The organism is Sulfitobacter sp. L-8 (assembly GCF_056859255.1).
Map to the genome: position 1 here is coordinate 1 of NZ_JBSXOD010000027.1, position 17287 is coordinate 17287.

Annotated in this window: 17 protein-coding genes and 1 riboswitch; of the genes, 13 read left to right on the forward strand and 4 right to left on the reverse strand. The window is 55.8% G+C overall.

The window, feature by feature from the left end; translation table 11 throughout:
* Window positions 1-289: 289 nt before the first annotated feature.
* Window positions 290-931: a TorF family putative porin gene (locus AC13DE_RS01900; RefSeq protein WP_446296466.1), complete on the reverse strand. Its 642-nt coding sequence runs from the start codon at window positions 929-931 to the stop codon at window positions 290-292.
* 363 nt (window positions 932-1294) lie between these two features.
* Window positions 1295-1395, forward strand: a riboswitch (TPP riboswitch).
* Window positions 1396-1454: 59 nt separating this feature from the next.
* Between AC13DE_RS01900 and thiD the strand changes: the two genes are divergently transcribed.
* The 9 genes from thiD to AC13DE_RS01945 all read left to right on the forward strand — a co-directional run bounded on the left by thiD (window position 1455) and on the right by AC13DE_RS01945 (window position 8271).
* Window positions 1455-2258, forward strand: a complete 804-nt coding sequence (thiD, locus tag AC13DE_RS01905) for a bifunctional hydroxymethylpyrimidine kinase/phosphomethylpyrimidine kinase (RefSeq protein ID WP_446296467.1) — start codon at window positions 1455-1457, stop codon at window positions 2256-2258.
* On the forward strand, window positions 2255-3250 hold the full coding sequence (locus tag AC13DE_RS01910) for an FAD-dependent oxidoreductase (RefSeq protein WP_446312204.1): 996 nt from the start codon (window positions 2255-2257) through the stop codon (window positions 3248-3250). Before thiD ends, AC13DE_RS01910 begins: the two co-directional genes overlap by 4 nt.
* Window positions 3234-3431 carry a sulfur carrier protein ThiS gene (gene thiS / locus AC13DE_RS01915; protein WP_446312205.1) on the forward strand — a complete coding sequence of 66 codons (198 nt, stop codon included), beginning with the start codon at window positions 3234-3236 and terminating at the stop codon, window positions 3429-3431. Before AC13DE_RS01910 ends, thiS begins: the two co-directional genes overlap by 17 nt.
* A 4-nt stretch (window positions 3432-3435) precedes the next feature.
* On the forward strand, window positions 3436-4209 hold the full coding sequence (locus AC13DE_RS01920; RefSeq protein ID WP_446312206.1) for a thiazole synthase: 774 nt from the start codon (window positions 3436-3438) through the stop codon (window positions 4207-4209).
* Window positions 4206-4802, forward strand: coding sequence for a thiamine phosphate synthase (locus AC13DE_RS01925; protein ID WP_446312207.1), 597 nt, complete (start codon window positions 4206-4208; stop codon window positions 4800-4802). The genes AC13DE_RS01920 and AC13DE_RS01925 overlap by 4 nt, the downstream gene beginning before the upstream one ends.
* Window positions 4781-5794 carry a ThiF family adenylyltransferase gene (locus AC13DE_RS01930; protein WP_446312208.1) on the forward strand — a complete coding sequence of 338 codons (1014 nt, stop codon included), beginning with the start codon at window positions 4781-4783 and terminating at the stop codon, window positions 5792-5794. Before AC13DE_RS01925 ends, AC13DE_RS01930 begins: the two co-directional genes overlap by 22 nt.
* Window positions 5791-6729, forward strand: coding sequence for an ABC transporter substrate-binding protein (locus AC13DE_RS01935; protein ID WP_483046862.1), 939 nt, complete (start codon window positions 5791-5793; stop codon window positions 6727-6729). Before AC13DE_RS01930 ends, AC13DE_RS01935 begins: the two co-directional genes overlap by 4 nt.
* Before the next feature lie 79 nt (window positions 6730-6808).
* The gene (locus AC13DE_RS01940; RefSeq protein WP_483046863.1) at window positions 6809-7534 is read left to right on the forward strand and encodes an ABC transporter ATP-binding protein; all 726 of its coding nucleotides are present in this window, start codon (window positions 6809-6811) and stop codon (window positions 7532-7534) included.
* Window positions 7531-8271, forward strand: a complete 741-nt coding sequence (locus AC13DE_RS01945; protein ID WP_483046864.1) for an ABC transporter permease — start codon at window positions 7531-7533, stop codon at window positions 8269-8271. The genes AC13DE_RS01940 and AC13DE_RS01945 overlap by 4 nt, the downstream gene beginning before the upstream one ends.
* Before the next feature lie 59 nt (window positions 8272-8330).
* Here AC13DE_RS01945 and AC13DE_RS01950 read toward each other — a convergent pair whose 3' ends face one another.
* Window positions 8331-9290, reverse strand: coding sequence for a GlxA family transcriptional regulator (locus AC13DE_RS01950; protein ID WP_483046865.1), 960 nt, complete (start codon window positions 9288-9290; stop codon window positions 8331-8333).
* 77 nt (window positions 9291-9367) lie between these two features.
* On the opposite strand from AC13DE_RS01950, the gene AC13DE_RS01955 reads away from it, so the two are divergent.
* From AC13DE_RS01955 to AC13DE_RS01970, 4 genes are all read left to right on the forward strand, one after another.
* Window positions 9368-10528, forward strand: coding sequence for an acyl-CoA dehydrogenase family protein (locus AC13DE_RS01955; RefSeq protein WP_446312212.1), 1161 nt, complete (start codon window positions 9368-9370; stop codon window positions 10526-10528).
* Between the two features lie 2 nt (window positions 10529-10530).
* Window positions 10531-12582: an acetate--CoA ligase family protein gene (locus AC13DE_RS01960; protein WP_483046866.1), complete on the forward strand. Its 2052-nt coding sequence runs from the start codon at window positions 10531-10533 to the stop codon at window positions 12580-12582.
* Complete coding sequence (locus AC13DE_RS01965) at window positions 12579-13376, forward strand: carnitinyl-CoA dehydratase (RefSeq protein ID WP_483046867.1); 798 nt, start codon at window positions 12579-12581, stop codon at window positions 13374-13376. Before AC13DE_RS01960 ends, AC13DE_RS01965 begins: the two co-directional genes overlap by 4 nt.
* Window positions 13377-13863: 487 nt before the next feature.
* Window positions 13864-14559, forward strand: coding sequence for a L,D-transpeptidase (locus AC13DE_RS01970; RefSeq protein WP_483046868.1), 696 nt, complete (start codon window positions 13864-13866; stop codon window positions 14557-14559).
* Window positions 14560-14654: 95 nt separating this feature from the next.
* On the opposite strand, the gene AC13DE_RS01975 is transcribed toward AC13DE_RS01970, so the two are convergent.
* Both AC13DE_RS01975 and AC13DE_RS01980 read right to left on the reverse strand, forming a co-directional pair.
* Window positions 14655-15875 carry a GNAT family N-acetyltransferase gene (locus tag AC13DE_RS01975; RefSeq protein WP_483046869.1) on the reverse strand — a complete coding sequence of 407 codons (1221 nt, stop codon included), beginning with the start codon at window positions 15873-15875 and terminating at the stop codon, window positions 14655-14657.
* Window positions 15872-16921, reverse strand: coding sequence for a hypothetical protein (locus AC13DE_RS01980; RefSeq protein WP_483046870.1), 1050 nt, complete (start codon window positions 16919-16921; stop codon window positions 15872-15874). The genes AC13DE_RS01975 and AC13DE_RS01980 overlap by 4 nt, the downstream gene beginning before the upstream one ends.
* Window positions 16922-17287 lie beyond the last annotated feature (366 nt).

Below are 17287 nucleotides of genomic sequence, written 5' to 3' on the forward strand. Positions count from 1 at the left end.
AGACGTGGGAGAGTAGGTCACCGCCAAACCTAATAAGTTCATCAACAACGTATCTCTCAACGATAAATATACATAATCATAAAAATATAAAACGCGTTTAGTAACATAATCGCAATTATCAGAAACAAACCGCCCTAACGGTGGCATGTTTTGCAGTGGATTACGAAAACTGCCCTATCCTGCTGAAAGGAAAGTACAGGGCAGGCCGGCTTCGCATTCGTCATACGCTGAACCAGTCTCGTGCGGCCCATGAACTCTGCCACAGACCGCACTGCTTATGAAACCAGCATCAACGCAAGTTGAAGGATGTGTTAAGCGAAACCACGATCAGCCCGTCAGATATGTTGGTGTCCTCCCAAGCCACATCGACACCGAAGTTATCGGAAATTGCATAACTTCCACCTACTTTCCAATAATCGTGACCACCTTTACTGATAGTGCCGTAATTTGTCGAAATGCCGATCTTGTCGTTTATGGCATAGTCGAGTGAAATACGTGTGTTTACGTAGTCGGCGACCGGGTCATGCGCAAAGCGAAGACCTAGCTCCAGCGGCTCGGCGGGGGTATACCCAAGGGCGAGAATTACTTCGCCACAGCAGTCAACGTTCGGATTTCGATAGTAATAACGAGTATATCCAAGATCATAGCTGAACTGTCCGACTGCGTTGCGGTATCCCAGGTACAGGTCCACTTCGGCGGAGCTCCCGACGAGGGACCTCGCTGTATTAGACGCCCATATCCCCGCATAAAAACCCTGATATTCGGCTTCCAACCAAGGCTGAAGCGCAGCACCAGTGCTTTGCTCAAGACCGTTAAAAAGATAGCGACTTGTGAGTGTCGCCCCGGCAGATACGCTGACGTCCTGGGCGGTAGCGAATGTGGGAATCAGCAGAGTGATCGCCAGTGCGGATGCTTGTGTATAGCGGCGCATATAATGTCCTTATAATTTAATGCTGTATTAAATTATTTATGAAGACCAAACAGGGGCAAGGTTCTGCGAAGAAATAGGATCCTGTAACGCCCGCCATCTCGCCGCGGCGTAGCCACATGCGCAAAATCTAGGCACGTCGCCGCAGGTATGACGGTTATTGCGCCAGAAAAAATATGACCATCCGGTGACGGTCAGCGCAATTCGATGTTCCAAGACAGGGATTGGTGAGCGCTACTTTGCAAAATTGAAGCGATTAGCATTTAACTCACCGCCTCTAGATTGTCATTGAACTTGAAATCTATCTAGCCTACGTCTTACACAGACAATTCGCTTTGTTCCTTTCGGGGGTGAAGCAACTTTTTTTATTATCCGTCGGGGTGCCCTGTGGGGCTGAGAGGTGCGTGCACCGACCCGTCGAACCTGATCCGGGCAATACCGGCGTAGGGAACGGATAGGTTGTGTATAGACCACACCCGCTCGTTTTCTCGTTTGTGTGCCCTTGGCAAGGATGGTGCACTGGACGATGAAGATTCCCATAGCTCTTACGATAGCCGGATCGGATAGCGGCGGCGGTGCCGGTATCCAAGCCGATCTAAAGGCAATGTCGGCCCTCGGCGTTTACGGTGCCAGTGTGATCACGGCTGTTACCGCGCAAAACACTGTTGCTGTTTCTGCCGTGCATGAAATGCCCCCGGATATCGTCGCGGCCCAGATTTCAACGGTTTTGTCAGATATTGAGATCGATGCAATCAAGCTGGGCATGCTGTTTTCCCCGGCTATCATCGCAGCAGTTGCCGACGAATTGGCGCAGTTTTCCGGCCCCGTGGTTATTGATCCGGTGATGGTGTCAAAATCAGGGGACGCGCTTTTACAGGACGCGGCTATCGACGCGCTAATCAGCCAACTGTTACCGCATGCCTGCCTGCTTACCCCCAACCTGCCCGAAGCCGCGCGTTTGTTAAACCGCACCGAAGCTAAGTCTCCGCGAGAGATGATCGCGCAAGGGCGACAATTGTTATCAATGGGGCCGCAGGCTGTTTTGATAAAGGGGGGGCACGCAACCGGGAATAAATGCACCGATGTTCTGGTCCAAGCAGATGGCGCGGTCGATACGTTCGAGGCACCGCGCATTGTAACACGCAATACCCATGGCACAGGGTGTACCTTCTCGGCCGCGATCACGGCGCATCTGGCCAAGGGTCAAGATTTGGCCAATGCCGTTGAACTTGCGCATACCTATTTGCACGCAGCAATCGTGGGGGCAGACCGGCTTTCAGTCGGTCGGGGTCACGGACCTGTGCATCATTTCCATGGGTATTGGACTTGACCGAAGTTACCGTTATCGGGGCCGGCGTCAGCGGACTTTGCGTCGCGCGAAGCCTGAAGGACCGTGGGGCCAGCGTTACGGTGGTTGAGCGCGATGCCGAACTTGGTCCTCGATCTTGCTCATGGTGGGCTGGCGGTATGCTTGCCCCATATTGCGAAGGCACCAGCGCTGACCAGTTGGTGGTAAGGTTGGGCCTTGAAGCTGCGGATTGGTGGGCCGCGCATACCCAAGCGACTTGCCAGCGTGGGTCGCTGGTGCTGAGCCCGACACGTGACCGTGCGGAGCTTGCTCAATTTGCGGGACGCACCGAAGGATATGTAAAAGTGGACGGCCCGCAGATCGCCGCGCTCGAGCCTGATCTTGCGGATCGCTTCGCAAGTGGACTTTACTTTGAGGCCGAAGCCCATCTCGCACCGCGCGCTGCGCTGGCACAACTTCGGGCGGGTCTCGTGCGCGATGGAACACATTTCGTTCAAGATGAGGCAAACCCGGATGACTATGCCCGGCGGGGTATTACTGTTGATTGCCGGGGCTTCCAAGCGCGTGACACACAAAGGGATCTTCGCGGCGTAAAGGGTGAAATGCTGGTTCTTTCCTGCCCGGAAGTCACCTTGAACAGACCGGTGCGCATGCTACACCCGCGGGTTCCTCTGTACATAGTACCACGGGGAGATGGAGTTTTCATGCTCGGTGCCACCATGATCGAAAGCAGTTCGGCGGCACATATTTCGGTGCGGTCGGTGCTGGAATTGTTGAGCGCGGCTTATGCTCTCAACCCCGCATTTGGCGAAGCCGAAGTGCTGGAGGTCGGCGTCGATTGTCGTCCTGCCTATCCTGACAATCTTCCACGCATTCGACGTGATGGTAACTTGATAAGCTCTAACGGTCTGTTCAGACATGGTTTTTTACTGGCTCCCGCCATGGCACGCATGGTTGCAGACCTGATATATGAAAACATAATTCCCGAGGTGATGGATGAAACTCCTGGTTAACGGTATGTCGATGGATGTGCATTCCAATACCCTTGAAGCGTTGCTTGACGCCCAAGGTTTGCGCGATGCGAAAGTCGCAACCGCGGTGAATGGTGCATTTGTGCCAGCGACCTTCCGCGTGACTTACCTTCTTAGTGACGGCGACAGCGTTGAGATACTTGCGCCAATGCAGGGAGGTTGACGCCATGCGCGATTTTTACGGCAGCACGCTTAATACTATGTTCATGTTAGGGACCGCGCAGTACCCGTCCCCGCATGTATTGGCCGACGCATTCAGACGAAGTGCTGCGAGCGTGGCCACGGTGTCACTGCGTCGCGAAAGCGGCCGGGACCGCGCCGGCCAGGATTTTTGGAATCTGATCCGCGATCTCGGTGTTCACGTGCTGCCTAATACCGCCGGGTGCCACACGGTAAAAGAAGCCGTCACCACCGCACATATGGCGCGCGAAGTCTTTGATACAAAATGGATCAAGCTTGAGGTTATAGGGGAAGAAGACACGCTTCAGCCAGATGTGTTTGGCCTGGTGGAGGCTGCACGGATTTTGACCGAAGACGGGTTTCAGGTTTTCCCCTATACCACAGAAGATTTGGTAGTGGCAGGCAAATTGCTTGATGCCGGCTGCGAAGTCTTGATGCCTTGGGGGGCACCTATCGGTTCGGGATTGGGGCTGAATAACCTGTTCGGCTTGCGGACACTGCGGGCCCATTTTCCCGATACTGCGTTGGTTATCGATGCGGGGCTTGGGCTCCCGTCGCACGCCGCGCAGGCAATGGAGCTGGGGTTTGATGCAGTATTGCTGAATACCGCTGTGGCCAAGGCCGGTGACCCTGCGGCGATGGCACTGGCGTTTGCCACAGCGATCCAGGCTGGTCATTTGGCCGCAACGGCCGGACCGATGTGCCCCCGTGATATGGCGACACCCTCAACCCCAGTGATCGGCAAGGCGTTTTTGAAATGACGCTGGATCGCTTCTACCCGATTTTCGACAGTGCCGACTGGATCGAACGCCTCGTACCGCTTGGGATCAAGCTGGTTCAGCTACGCGTGAAAGACCGCGACTCTACCGATATTCGCCAGCACATCCAGCGATCGCAGTCGCTATGCGATGCCCATGGATGCGAGTTGATCATCAATGACCATTGGCAGACGGCGATCGAACAAGGGTGTCGTTTTGTGCATCTCGGACAAGGCGACCTGGATCAGGCTGATCTGGGTGCCATTCGCGCAGCGGGGCTTCGCCTTGGCATCAGCACACATGACAAATCCGAACTTGCGCGGGCATTGGATGTGGTGCCTGACTATGTCGCCCTTGGACCGATCTACCCAACCATCCTGAAACAGATGAAATGGCACGCGCAGGGGGTCGATAGGCTCAAGACATGGCGACAGCAGATCGGGGATATCCCGTTAGTGGCCATCGGAGGTATGACAGTCGAAAGGGCCAAGAGCGCATTTGCCGCAGGGGCGGATGTCGTGGCAGCGGTCACGGACATCACCCTGGACGATAACCCCGAAGCCAAGGTTCGGGCATGGTTGGCGGCCACAAGATGAGCCGCTATGTCCGTCAGGTCCAATTGCCCGAGGTAGGCAGCACTGGCCAAGCCGCTATCGGTGCTGCGCGAACACTGGTGGTCGGGGTTGGCGGGCTGGCAGCACCCGCCCTGCAATACCTGGTCGGCGCAGGGGTTGGTCACCTTACACTGGTTGACCACGACCTGGTCGCTCGGACAAATCTGCATCGGCAAACCCTGTTCCGCGAGGCCGATGTAGGCGCATTCAAGGCACACGCAGCGGCATCAGCCCTGCGCGCGTTGAATGCAGGCTGCAGGGTCGTGCCGGTCAATACGCAGTTGGACCCAGCCAACGCGCGGGGCTTGGTGAATGGAAAGACGTTGGTGCTGGATTGCGCTGACAGTTTCGCGGTAAGTTATACGCTGTCGGATGTCTGCGTTGAACTGGGAGTGCCGCTGTTTAGCGCATCAGCCCTCGGATTTACCGGCTACGCCGGCGGCTTTTGCGGATCTTCTCCATCGCTTCGGGCAGTTTTCCCCGACCTTCCTGATCGGACGGCGACCTGTGCCCAGGTCGGCGTCATGGGGCCAGTGGTCGGTATGATCGGCACGGTTCAGGCGCAGATGGCTCTGGCCTATCTGATCGGTCAATCACCCTCGCCTCTGGGCCAGATGATGAGCTTTGACATGCGCAATTTCAGGGCGAGCGGGTTTCGCTTTGATGATGCTCCAGAACCCAGTGGGGCGTTCACCTTTATCGCGCCCGCCGAGATCACCGCCTCTGATGTGGTGATCGAATTGCGCGATACCGCTGAAGCTGCCGATCCCGTTACACCCGATGCGCACCGGATGACTGTTTCCGAATTTCAACAGCACCGGATTCCTGTTGCGACAGGGAAACGGGCGGTGTTCGTCTGCCGCTCCGGCTTGCGAGCTTGGCAAGCGGCCACACATCTGCGGTCTTATTGGGCCGGCGATATTTCCTTAATTTCAATGGGCGACATGCTCTCACATCAAAGGCAAAACGAATGAAACTAACGTCAATAACCGCCGCATTAATGTTGATAGCCTCGCCATTGGTTGCGGCTGATGAAATGACTGTCATGCTGGACTGGTTCGTCAATCCGGATCACGGGCCGATCATCATAGCGCAGGAAAAGGGCTATTTCGCCGAGCAGGACCTGGCCGTTAAGATCGTGGCACCGGCAGATCCGTCCGACCCGCCCAAACTGGTGGCGGCGGGCAAAGCCGACCTGGCTATTTCATATCAGCCACAGCTTCATTTGCAGATCCACGAAGGGCTACCTCTTAAACGGGTTGGCACGCTGGTCGCCACCCCGTTGAACTGCCTTTTGACCTTGGCAGATGGGCCTGTCAAATCGCCCGCAGACCTTGCGGGCAAGAAGGTCGGGTTCTCAGTCGGCGGGGTGGAGTCTGCCTTACTGGACGCAGTGCTTCGCAACAACGGTCTGTCTTTGGAAGATATTGAGCTGGTCAATGTAAACTGGTCGTTGTCCCCTTCGCTGATGTCGGGCCAGGTCGACGCGGTTATTGGTGCGTTCCGAAACTTTGAGCTGAACCAGATGGACATAGAGGGCGTACAAGGCAAATGCTTCTTCGTCGAAGAAGAAGGTGTGCCGCCCTATGATGAACTGATCTATGTCGCCAACAGCGATACAATGGATAAGGCCATGATCGCCCGCTTTCTTGCTGCGACAGAGAAAGCTACCCAGTTCATCGTTAATCACCCACAGGAAAGCTGGGAGATTTTTGCAAGCACCGCACCCGAATTGCAAGATGATCTTAACGAACGCGCCTGGAAGGATACCATTTCCCGCTTTGCGCTGCGCCCGACCGCGATGGACCAGGGGCGCTATACCACGTTTGAAACGTTCCTGTTCGACGCAGGCTTGATCACAAGCCAAAACCCTGTGTCGAAAATCGCAGTTGATATAACGGAAAACTGATGAGGATCGCGTCGCCGCAGTGCCGCACTTCGTGTGTGCCCGGCACTGCGGGGGGAGGTTCAGCGGGAATAACACCCAAATGACGAAGGCACCGGGGATCGTTTTTAGCGGCCAGTATCGGCTAAACGGAAATCTTCTGTTCGAAGCTGCGGTGGAATTTCCAGCGGCGCAATGGACCTGCCTGCTGGGGCGATCGGGCGTCGGCAAATCCACTATTCTCCGGCTTCTGCTGGGTTTTGATACCGGCGGGACATTCGACGGAACGATACAGGCGACCAATGCACTGCCGTTGGCTTATCAGATCAGTTATATGGCGCAATCCGCTTTGGTCTTGCCCTGGCTATCAGTGTTGGAAAACATTTATATCGGCGCCTGCCTTCGTGGCGGCAAACCCGATATCGATCTGGCGCGAAGTTTGTTGGGCCGGGTGGGCTTGTCCGGCCACGCCCATCAAAAACCGGGCACTTTGTCGGGGGGGATGCGCCAGCGCATAGCGCTCGCGAGAACCCTTTTTGAAAACCGTCCCGTCGTGTTGCTGGATGAACCGTTTTCGGCACTGGATGCAGCCACACGCGCCGAAATGCAGGAATTGGCGGCGGATGTCCTGCAGGGACGAACCGTTGTGCTTGTCACCCATGATCCCGGCGAAGCCGCGCGACTTGCGCACCAAATCCTGGTGATGTCGGCAGGCAAGACGCGCAGTTGGCCAGTACCCGACAGCGTGCCAGTGCGCCAAATCCATGCCCCGGAAACAATCATATGCCAAGCCCGTCTGCTGGACCACCTGCGCAAGGCCACATTATGAAGGGGAAGGACACACTGTTGACGTTGGTCCTCGGGTTGGGGCTTTGGCAAGCCGCCGTAACGCTAACCGATGTACCGCATTTTATTCTGCCCTCACCCTCACGCGTCGCGCAGGCCCTGTTCATTCATCGTGCCACCATCTTTGACCATACTTTAGCTACAGCGACCGAAGTTGTTCTTGGCCTTGTGATCGGGACGATTCTAGGCACAGTGACAGCTGTTCAGCTGGCGCTTTTCCGAACCGCCGAGCGCTTGATCTTGCCGATACTGGTCTTCACTCAAGCTGTGCCGGTTTTTGCCCTGGCACCCCTGCTTACGCTTTGGTTTGGTTATGGCATTGGGTCAAAGATCGTGATGACGGTATTGATCATATTCTTTCCCGTTACATCGGCATTTCATGACGGGCTAACGCGTACAGACAACCGTTTCCACGATCTTGCGCACGCCATGGGTGCCCGCAAGGTCAGGTTCATGTGGCATATCCAAATTCCAAGCGCCCTGCCCGATTTAGGAACCGGCCTCAAGCTAGCTGCGGTTTATGCACCTATCGGGGCGGTGATCGGCGAATGGGTCGGCGCGTCAAAAGGGTTGGGGTATCTGATGCTACTGGCCAACGGCCGTGCCAAAATCGATCTGATGTTCGCGAGCCTCATCGTTTTGGCCTGCCTGACAGTCATCTTGCATATCGCGGTCGGTCGGCTGACACTCTGGCTGACCCGATATGCGCAAGGCAAATAGCAGATAAATCTTCGAGGCGAAGCGCCAATGACAATCCAACGTCTTACGATGCCGATGTATTAACCTGCCGCATAGTATGACCTGGCCCGCAGGCCGCTCGGCGTTACGCCGAATTCCATTCGAAAGGCCCGGCTAAGAGCGCTCGCATTTTCATATCCGGCCCTGATCGCAATTTCGCCGATCAGCAGGTCGGTTTCATCCAAGAGCTTGCGCACATGAGAAAGCCGAATGCGGCGATACAGGGCTTGTGAGGTCAGGCCCAGTTCCTGACGCACCTGATTGGCAAGCTTGCGATGGCTGCACCCCAGATCCTTGGCCAGCTTTGTGATCGGCAGCGGGTGCTCGACATTATCGCGCATCTTCGCGATGACTCGGCGTATCAAGCGGCCCCGCGGTACACCTTGATACAGGTTTGCGACATCAGCGAGCTGCGTCATGAAAATCTGCGCCACTTCCATTGCCAACGCCGGGCCATGTACGCGCAAGATCAATTCCAGTGTAAGGTCGAAAGCGGCGGTGGCCCCGGCGCACGTGATCCTGTCTCGGTCAAAGACAAAACGTGACCTGATGGCATCAACTGTGGGAAACTGATCTTGGAATGCCTGAAATTCGTCCCAGTGGATTGTTGCGTGATACCCATCCAATAATCCGGCTTCGGCCATTAGCCAACTGCCGGTATCAAACCCTGCAATTGTTGCGAACCGAAAAGCTGTGCTGCGCAAAGCGCGCAAGGTCGTGCCGGTACACCAATCGAGGTAACCATATGAGGGCATCACGACCAGCATATCCCCCTCGGCCAAGCGGAGGCATTCATGCGGCATGACCGGCAACCCGGACGAACTGGTGACCCCTTGCCCAGTGACGGAAACGAACTGCCAACGATACAGCTCACGTCCGGACAACGTGTTGGCGGCGCGCAGGGGCTCCACAGCGTTGCCCAGACAATGATTTGAAAAACCGTCGAACAACAAAAAGCACAACCGCAGGGGCGTATCGTCAAATTTTTTCGAATTAGGCACAATTTCCTCCCAATTGTGCACAGCTAAATTCAGATCCGGGCGCAAGTCTACGTCAAACACCAGTAAGGGGCGGCTTGATGGACTTTGGATTGACCCACGAGCAGGAAATGATCGTGTCGACAGTGCGTAACTTTGTCGAAAAAGAAATTTATCCCCATGAGGCAGAGGTCGAACGGACCGGCCAGGTTCCCCGTGAGTTGGGCGAAGCCATTAAGCGCAAGGTCATAGACTTAGGCTTTTATGCCTGCAATTTTCCCGAGGAGGTTGGCGGGGCCGGCCTGAGCCACGTCGATTTTACCCTGGTCGAACGGGAGCTTGGCCGCGGCTCGATGGCGCTCACGCATTTTTTCGGGCGCCCTCAGAATATCTTGATGGCTTGCAACGCAGAACAGCGCGAAAGGTATTTGCTGCCTGCCGTACGCGGAGACCGCATGGACGCGCTGGCGATGACCGAACCGGACGCTGGATCTGATGTACGTGGAATGAAATGCAGCGCGACCCGTGACGGCAAGGATTGGGTGGTGAACGGGTCCAAGCATTTTATTTCGGGTGCCGAACATGCCGATTTCTTCATCGTGTTCATCGCCACTGGCGTTGACGAAACGCCAAAGGGGCCGAAAAAACGCATCACCACATTTTTGGTCGATCGCGGTACACCCGGTTTTGAAGTGCGTGAAGGCTATAACTCGGTCTCACACAAGGGTTACAAGAACTGTATTCTTTACTTTGACAATTGCCGTTTGCCCGACGCGCAGGTTCTGGGCGAGGTGGATGGCGGCTTTGCAGTGATGAACGAGTGGTTATTTGCCACCAGACTCACCGTCGCGGCGTTTAGCGTGGGCCGCGCACGCCGCTGCTTTGATTATGCGCTTTCCTATGCGGCTGAACGTAAACAGTTCGGCCAGCCCATCGGCAAGTTTCAGGGTGTCGGTTTCCAGATTGCCGATATGATAACCGAAATCGATGCGGCTGATTTGCTCACGTTGGCGGCTGCTTGGCGGCTAGATCAGGGGTTGCCGGCGAATCGCGAGATTTCGTCCGCCAAGCTTCATGCCTCGGAAACACTGGCGCGGGTGACGGATACGACCTTGCAAATCTACGGCGGTATGGGGCTTATGGATGATTTCCCTATCGAACGGTTCTGGCGGGACGCTCGAGTAGAACGGATCTGGGATGGTACGTCTGAAATCCAGCGCCATATTATCGCCCGTGATCTGCTACGTCCGCTGGGAGCCTGATCTTGGCTGCACATGATCTTTCCCGCCTATTACGGCCCAACAGCATCGCCGTCGTCGGCGGGGGGGCCTGGTGCGTCGCAATCGTTGAGCAATGCCGCAAGATGGGGTTCACCGGGGGCATATGGCCGGTCCATCCCCGAAACGAAACTGTCGCCGGGTTGCCGGCGTATCGCGATGTTCGTGCCCTGCCCGCGGCACCCGACGCTTGCTTTGTTGGTGTAAACCGTGCGGCGACTATAGATATCGTGCGGGCCTTGTCTGAACGAAACGCCGGAGGCGCAGTTTGTTTCGCATCTGGGTTTCTTGAGGCGCAACAAGAGGCCGCGGACGGGGCCGACCTGCAAGACCAATTACTGCGGGCGGCGGGCGATATGCCTATCCTCGGACCGAATTGCTATGGCTTCATCAATTATCTGGACGGTGCTTTGCTTTGGCCCGACCAACACGGCGGGCAGCGCGCAGAAAGCGGTGTGGCCATCATTACGCAAAGCTCAAACATCGCGATTAACCTGACAATGCAACGGCGCGGCCTGCCGTTGGCATATATTGTGACAGCAGGTAATCAGGCTCAGACTGGCATCGCCGCAATCGGGCAGGCCTTGCTGGCCGATGACCGCGTGACGGTGCTGGGGCTGCATGTCGAAGGCTTCGGCGACTTACGCGCGCTCGAAGCATTGGCATCCAGCGCCCGGCGGATCGGCAAACGGATCGTCGCCATAAAGGTCGGCAAATCCGAGCAAGCTCAATCAGGTACTGTATCCCATACCGCGTCCCTAGCCGGAGATGATACGGGTGCCGCGTGCCTGTTATCGCGTTTAGGTATCGCGCGGGCCCACGATTTACCCAGCTTTGTCGAAGCGTTGAAACTCTTGCATATGACGGGGCCTCTTGCGTCCAACCGCCTCGCATCGATGAGCTGCTCAGGCGGTGAGGCAAGCTTGGTCGCGGACGCCGCGCATGGCCGCAACTTAATTTTCCCGGCTCTGAACCAACGTCAGCGTGCAGACTTGCGTGCTGCATTGGGGCCGATGGTCGCCCTGGCCAATCCTCTTGATTATCACACCTACATTTGGGGTGATCTCGCGGCGATGACGGCCGCGTTTGCCGCCATGATCGACCCCGACCTGGCAATGACGCTGCTTGTTGTGGACTTTCCGCGCGCTGACCGCTGCGACCCAGAAGATTGGATGTGCACCATCACGGCATTGGCTGCGGCCAAAGCCCAGACCGGGGGCAATGTGGGGCTTGTGGCGACGCTGCCCGAAAATCTGCCCGAAGTACTGGCCGCCCGTTTGATAGCGTCCGGCATCGTCCCGTTTGCGGGTCTGCAAGAAGCAATCGCCGCGTGTGAGATCGCCAGCTTCCCACTTCGCGGCGTGGCCGAACCGCTGTGTTTGCCGGAACAATCCAAGACTGACGGCGGAGCCGACGTGATAATTCCCGAAGCTGAAGCCAAGCAGAGACTCGAGAGATACGGTCTGCGCATCCCCTGCTCAGAAACCGCAAACATGAAGAATGTGACCGGAGCGGCGGCACGCATCGGCTTTCCTGTGGTTCTAAAAGGACAGGGCATCGCGCATAAATCAGATGTTGGTGCGGTAGCGGTGAACCTGACCGGGGCCGACGAAGTCCAAGCGGCGGCGTCGCGGATGCCATGCGAAACCTATCTGGTCGAAGAGATGGTGACGGGGACCGTAGCAGAGCTGCTGATCGGCGTTATTCGCGACCCGGCGCATGGGTTTGTGATGACATTAGGCGCTGGCGGGATTCTAACAGAGCTGATCCAAGACAGCGCATCGTTCCTGCTGCCCGCCTCGGAAACCGACATTGAACGGGCGTTGACAGAGCTGCGGGTCTGTCGCCTGCTGGACGGATACAGAGGTGCAGAGCCCGCCAACAAGGCCGCGGTGATCCGTGCCATCCGCAGCATAGAGGCTTACGTGGTCGACCATGCGGACACGGTCGAAGAGATAGAGGTCAATCCGCTGCTTTGTACGCGCGATGGTGCGATTGCGGCTGATGCCCTGATAAGATGCAAGGAGACAAGATCATGACCAACGACGAAGCCCCCGGCCCGATCCTCACCCGCCGCGACGGCGCCATCCTTGAGGTTACCCTGTCCCGCGGTAAAGCAAATGCCATTGATCTGAAAACCAGTCGGCAGATGGGCGAGGTATTCAAAGCCTTCCGTGACGACGACAGTTTACGCGTGGCGATCGTGACCGGCGGAGGTGAGAAATTCTTTTGCCCTGGTTGGGATCTGAAAGCAGCCGCCGACGGTGACGCCGTTGACGGAGACTACGGCGTTGGCGGGTTTGGCGGGCTGCAAGAACTGCGCGGCATGAACAAACCCGTTATTGCTGCCGTCAATGGAATCGCATGCGGCGGGGGGCTGGAACTGGCATTATCGGCCGATATGATTTTAGCCGCGGATCATGCCAGCTTTGCGCTGCCTGAAATCAGATCCGGCACGGTTGCGGATGCAGCGAGCATCAAATTGCCCAAACGCATCCCCTATCACATCGCTATGGAATTACTTTTGACCGGCCGTTGGTTCGATGCGGCCGAAGCCAAACACTGGGGCTTGGTCAACGAGGTGCTGGCAGCGGATCAGCTTATGGATCGCGCATTGGAGTTGGCGCGGTTGTTGGCCAGCGGGCCGCCGCTGGTTTACGCCGCAATCAAGGAGATCGTGCGTGATGCCGAAGATAGCAAATTTCAGGATGCCATGAACCGCATTACCCAGCGACAGCTGCCAAGTATAGACATCTTGTACAGCAGCGAAGATCAGCTTGAGGGCGCTCGGGCTTTCGCTGAAAAGCGCGACCCCGTGTGGAAAGGCAAATAACGCCGCTTAATTTATCACGGCATTGTCAGGCTGTGCGGGCTCTTGGAGGCATGGACAATGACGCGCACCTGAGTGAAGAAATAGAGATGCAAAAGTCTCGCTCATTCATTTGTGTGCTGTTGATACTCGTTATGGTGCCGTGGGGCGCGTTCGCGGCGCCTACCGCTATACGAACTTCCGTGGTGCCGGCGGTTGAATATGCCGACTACGGCGTTGATACAACCTATGAACAAAGCACGTCGGTTATCAAAGCCTCGGTCCGCAAAAGCTGCCGTACCGTCATTGGGGTTTCTTGCGGACCTGACCGGGTACTGCCCGGGTCGATAAGCATTGATGGGCGCCACGCTGTCCGGGTCACACTGATTTACCACTCCGATTGGTACCGTGAAGGCCGCCAATACGCGCCCCCTTTCGATCCGCCTCGCGACTTCTGAACAGCCCTCGCGGCACCGCTTGCCTGCACCGTTCAGAACGAAAAGGACTATTCATGTTTACCAGACGCAATTTCATCGCCGTAGGGGCGATGGCCGGGCTTTCTGCCTGCGCGACAACGCCGCCCCAAATCCCCGCGACAGTGCCTTCGGCACCTGTCATCCCACCCCTGCCCGACTTTTACGGAGCAATCACGACCGAGCCATACCCGATCCCTGCGATCCCGCAAGGGAAGCTCCCGCAGCGTTACTGGCGCCAAGAGGTCGCCAACCCTTGGCCGAATTACACGTCGGGCACAATCGTTGTAGATCCGGATGCCGCAATGCTCCACTTTGTCGAAAATGAAGATCGCGCGCTTCGGTACGGGGTAAGCGTCGGTGCCGCCGGTTTCGCCTGGCAAGGCACGGCCCGGCTTCAGTTCTGCCGTAAATGGCCCCGCTGGAAAGTACCCCAAACCATGATCGCTCGCAAACCAGAGCTTGAGCCGTATTCCGTCGCAAACGGTGGAATGGATCCGGGGCCCGAAAACCCTTTGGGTGCCCGCGCCTTGTATCTTTTTCAAAACGGGATCGATACGCTTTACCGAATTCACGGCGACGCGTCCTATCTCGAATTGGGCAAAGCAGTATCATCGGGGTGCATTCGGATGCTGAACCAGGACGTCATTCATCTTCACGAACGTGCGATCCACGGGTCTTCGGTGATCGTTCTTCCGTCAATGAAAGCTAACAAGTTGGAACAACTTTATTAACGCGGGCACCCTTCCGATCGGGCTTCCCCAATACCCCTACGCAGCAGCAACGTCGATGACGCTGCTGCTGCGCAATGATTGGGTGCACCAGCGCCCTAGCTCAATATCCGCGACAATTGACGACAGCCGCGTCGGGCTTCATCAATTTTTCCGGCCTCCAAAAATTCTTCGATGCGCTTGAGCGCGATACCCGACCCAATGGAATCGAAAACCTTGTCCGCAGACGCATTCTGGCGCCTGATCGAGAGATACCGAACTTCGACCGGCTCTGCGCCATAGCTGAATTTATACTGCTCATCCCCGTGTCCGAAATCGTAATATTCACATCCAAGCAAGATCGCGCATTCTATGCTGTGGAAATGCAATACGGCTGCGATAAAGTCCTCGTCTGCGGTGGGGTTCCGCCCTGCTATGATGAAATGCATCGCGCCTACTTTTGGGTCCATGACATGGCCCAAGGCTGCCAAAGGCGTGTCGCCCCGCCAGAGTATTGGTAGAAACAAAGCATCCGAAGCCACCGCGGACCGCAGCATTGTCTCAAAGTTATCGGCCATCTTTTTCGACTTTTTTACTTGGTCCGGTGTCGTTGATTCCTGTTTCCAAAGGGTCATCAACGTTGCAACGTCGCGATCGAAACAATCGGCATCGGAATGGGTGAACCGATATTCCCCGTTCGCGAAATATTGCTGCTGTATTTTCCTGTAACGGTTCTGGATTTCAGCGCTGATGCACGTGTCGAGATAGGTTTCGAAATCGTCCGGCAGGGCCACGTGCGGGCAGATTAGATTATCGGTGGCACCATTCCCGGTACGGTATTCTTTCCAGGAGCCTGAATAGCCCGGGCGATCAAAGGCTGCGTAAAACATCTCGGCACGGGCATGTTGCGCGACATATCTAAGCGATAATCGCGACCAAGGCATCGCTTGGAGCTGCGCAACCATTGCTTCCAAAGCCGGTTGCTCAAATTCGGGATCACAAAGGAACCCGGTATATTCACTGAAAATGAGGCGACCGCCGGCTTCAATTTCGGTCTGAAACTCTTTTCGCGACGCGCTCCAGCGTACACCGTATTTAAGCGGCAGCAGCCCGATCAGATCGTCGCCAGTCCGCGTATAAACGGCGACCACACTCCACCTGAATGGATTTTGCCTGAACGGCTGTGCGAGCCAATCCCAGGATAGGAAGACCGTCATTTCAGGGTCGCGATCTTCCAACGACTTCCACGCCTGTTCGACGGCCAGAAACCCTGCGTAGGTGTCAATGACTTCTACGCGCAACCGGTTTTTGCTCAGACCGCTCGATACTGTATCTCTCATGCAGGGACCTTCATGTTCTCAACGTCCTTGCGGCCGCTTTTCAGAACTTGTTCAAATACTTTTTCTGCATCTTCAAAATCAAGCCCGATGAGACGTGTCAAAGGGACCCGTTGCGCGAAATAGGCACCTACCTTGCAAATATGAGCTGCAAATTCCGGATGAACACCGGCGTCATCATATTTGCGGATACGGGTTTTCGACAACCAGCCTCGCTTGTTTACCTCTTTGAGAATTAGCTTTAGACGCTGAACACAATGCAATGTCAGGTACACGGACAGATAGTCCAGATACAGGTCCAAAGCATAATGGTTTGTCCGGTCGAATGCTGAAACGACGATTTCTTCCATGGTTTGCGGTTGTACGGGCCAGGCTTCGTCACCGATAAGCCAAGCAACGTCTTCGGCCCCGTGGCGCACGCCGCAATATTCAAAATCGAACCAGCGCAAGCGACCATTGTCACTTATCGCCGCATTTCCGGAACGACAGTCCCACTTCACAAATTCAACCGCTGGCGAGGTGATCCGTTCGCATAATGCCTCTTGGTCAACGTCCAGAGATCTGCCCGCTGAGAAAGATTTCAGCACGGATGTCGCGTCTACAAGGTTTCGTATCCAGTCGTGATTTGCGCCCAGATGCGGCATCGACCGGTTCAAGCCACTTTTGCGTCCCGCTGATTGGACTCTGAATATGCTCGCGATCGCTTCATGTGCAACATCGGTACGCTGACGACGACCATATTTCATTATTTCCTGGTTCAGGCGCCTGCCCCCTACGTCAGATTGGAACATGATGTCCCCGACCACACCCAGACATCTTGGGGTATCATCGCAATATTCCGCAAGCTTTGTCAGTGCGACCGCTTCTAGATGCGTACGCCGAAAGTTTGGCCGCGAGGTCGCAATCACAAAACCGCTTTCCATTTCAAACCGCCAGCTCGCTCGGCCTTCGCCGCCCGGCGCGGAAGAATGCAAAACCTTTTCGCCAAAATGGGATTCAGCACATTCAACAAGCTCGCGCACACGATCCTTATTGCTTTTGTTACCCATTTGGTCCCTTCCGTCATGGTAATTTCCCCGGGGATGCGCTTGAGCCACACCCCAAGGTCCGTCTTTGCATAAAAGCATTAAATACACAGTGCGGCTAAAATTAGGAGCGATTGTGGCATCAGTCGAATCGCAGCGATACCGTCAGCAGAGCACTGATTTCCGGCAAGCAATTGATTTACGCGCGGCTTAGATCGTGCCAAATGAAAGAGATTGTTTCCAGTTCTAGCCCTTTCTAGGCGTAAAATCTGCAAAGTTTGGCTAAAATATTGCCACATTCCGATATCATGTTAGCTCTGAATGCTAATTACGAAGATTTGAAACTTCTTAAGAATAGCACTTTTCTGCGATAACATTGAAAATAATTGA

Bases quoted from the DNA above. Each gene is read 5' to 3' on its own strand.
- AC13DE_RS01900 (WP_446296466.1), bottom strand. From the start codon at position 931: ATGCGCCGCTATACACAAGCATCCGCACTGGCGATCACTCTGCTGATT.
- thiD (WP_446296467.1), top strand. From the start codon at position 1,455: ATGAAGATTCCCATAGCTCTTACGATAGCCGGATCGGATAGCGGCGGC.
- thiS (WP_446312205.1), top strand. From the start codon at position 3,234: ATGAAACTCCTGGTTAACGGTATGTCGATGGATGTGCATTCCAATACC.
- AC13DE_RS01920 (WP_446312206.1), top strand. From the start codon at position 3,436: ATGCGCGATTTTTACGGCAGCACGCTTAATACTATGTTCATGTTAGGG.
- AC13DE_RS01925 (WP_446312207.1), top strand. From the start codon at position 4,206: ATGACGCTGGATCGCTTCTACCCGATTTTCGACAGTGCCGACTGGATC.
- AC13DE_RS01930 (WP_446312208.1), top strand. From the start codon at position 4,781: ATGGTTGGCGGCCACAAGATGAGCCGCTATGTCCGTCAGGTCCAATTG.
- AC13DE_RS01935 (WP_483046862.1), top strand. From the start codon at position 5,791: ATGAAACTAACGTCAATAACCGCCGCATTAATGTTGATAGCCTCGCCA.
- AC13DE_RS01940 (WP_483046863.1), top strand. From the start codon at position 6,809: ATGACGAAGGCACCGGGGATCGTTTTTAGCGGCCAGTATCGGCTAAAC.
- AC13DE_RS01945 (WP_483046864.1), top strand. From the start codon at position 7,531: ATGAAGGGGAAGGACACACTGTTGACGTTGGTCCTCGGGTTGGGGCTT.
- AC13DE_RS01955 (WP_446312212.1), top strand. From the start codon at position 9,368: ATGGACTTTGGATTGACCCACGAGCAGGAAATGATCGTGTCGACAGTG.
- AC13DE_RS01965 (WP_483046867.1), top strand. From the start codon at position 12,579: ATGACCAACGACGAAGCCCCCGGCCCGATCCTCACCCGCCGCGACGGC.
- AC13DE_RS01970 (WP_483046868.1), top strand. From the start codon at position 13,864: ATGTTTACCAGACGCAATTTCATCGCCGTAGGGGCGATGGCCGGGCTT.
- AC13DE_RS01975 (WP_483046869.1), bottom strand. From the start codon at position 15,875: ATGAGAGATACAGTATCGAGCGGTCTGAGCAAAAACCGGTTGCGCGTA.
- AC13DE_RS01980 (WP_483046870.1), bottom strand. From the start codon at position 16,921: ATGGGTAACAAAAGCAATAAGGATCGTGTGCGCGAGCTTGTTGAATGT.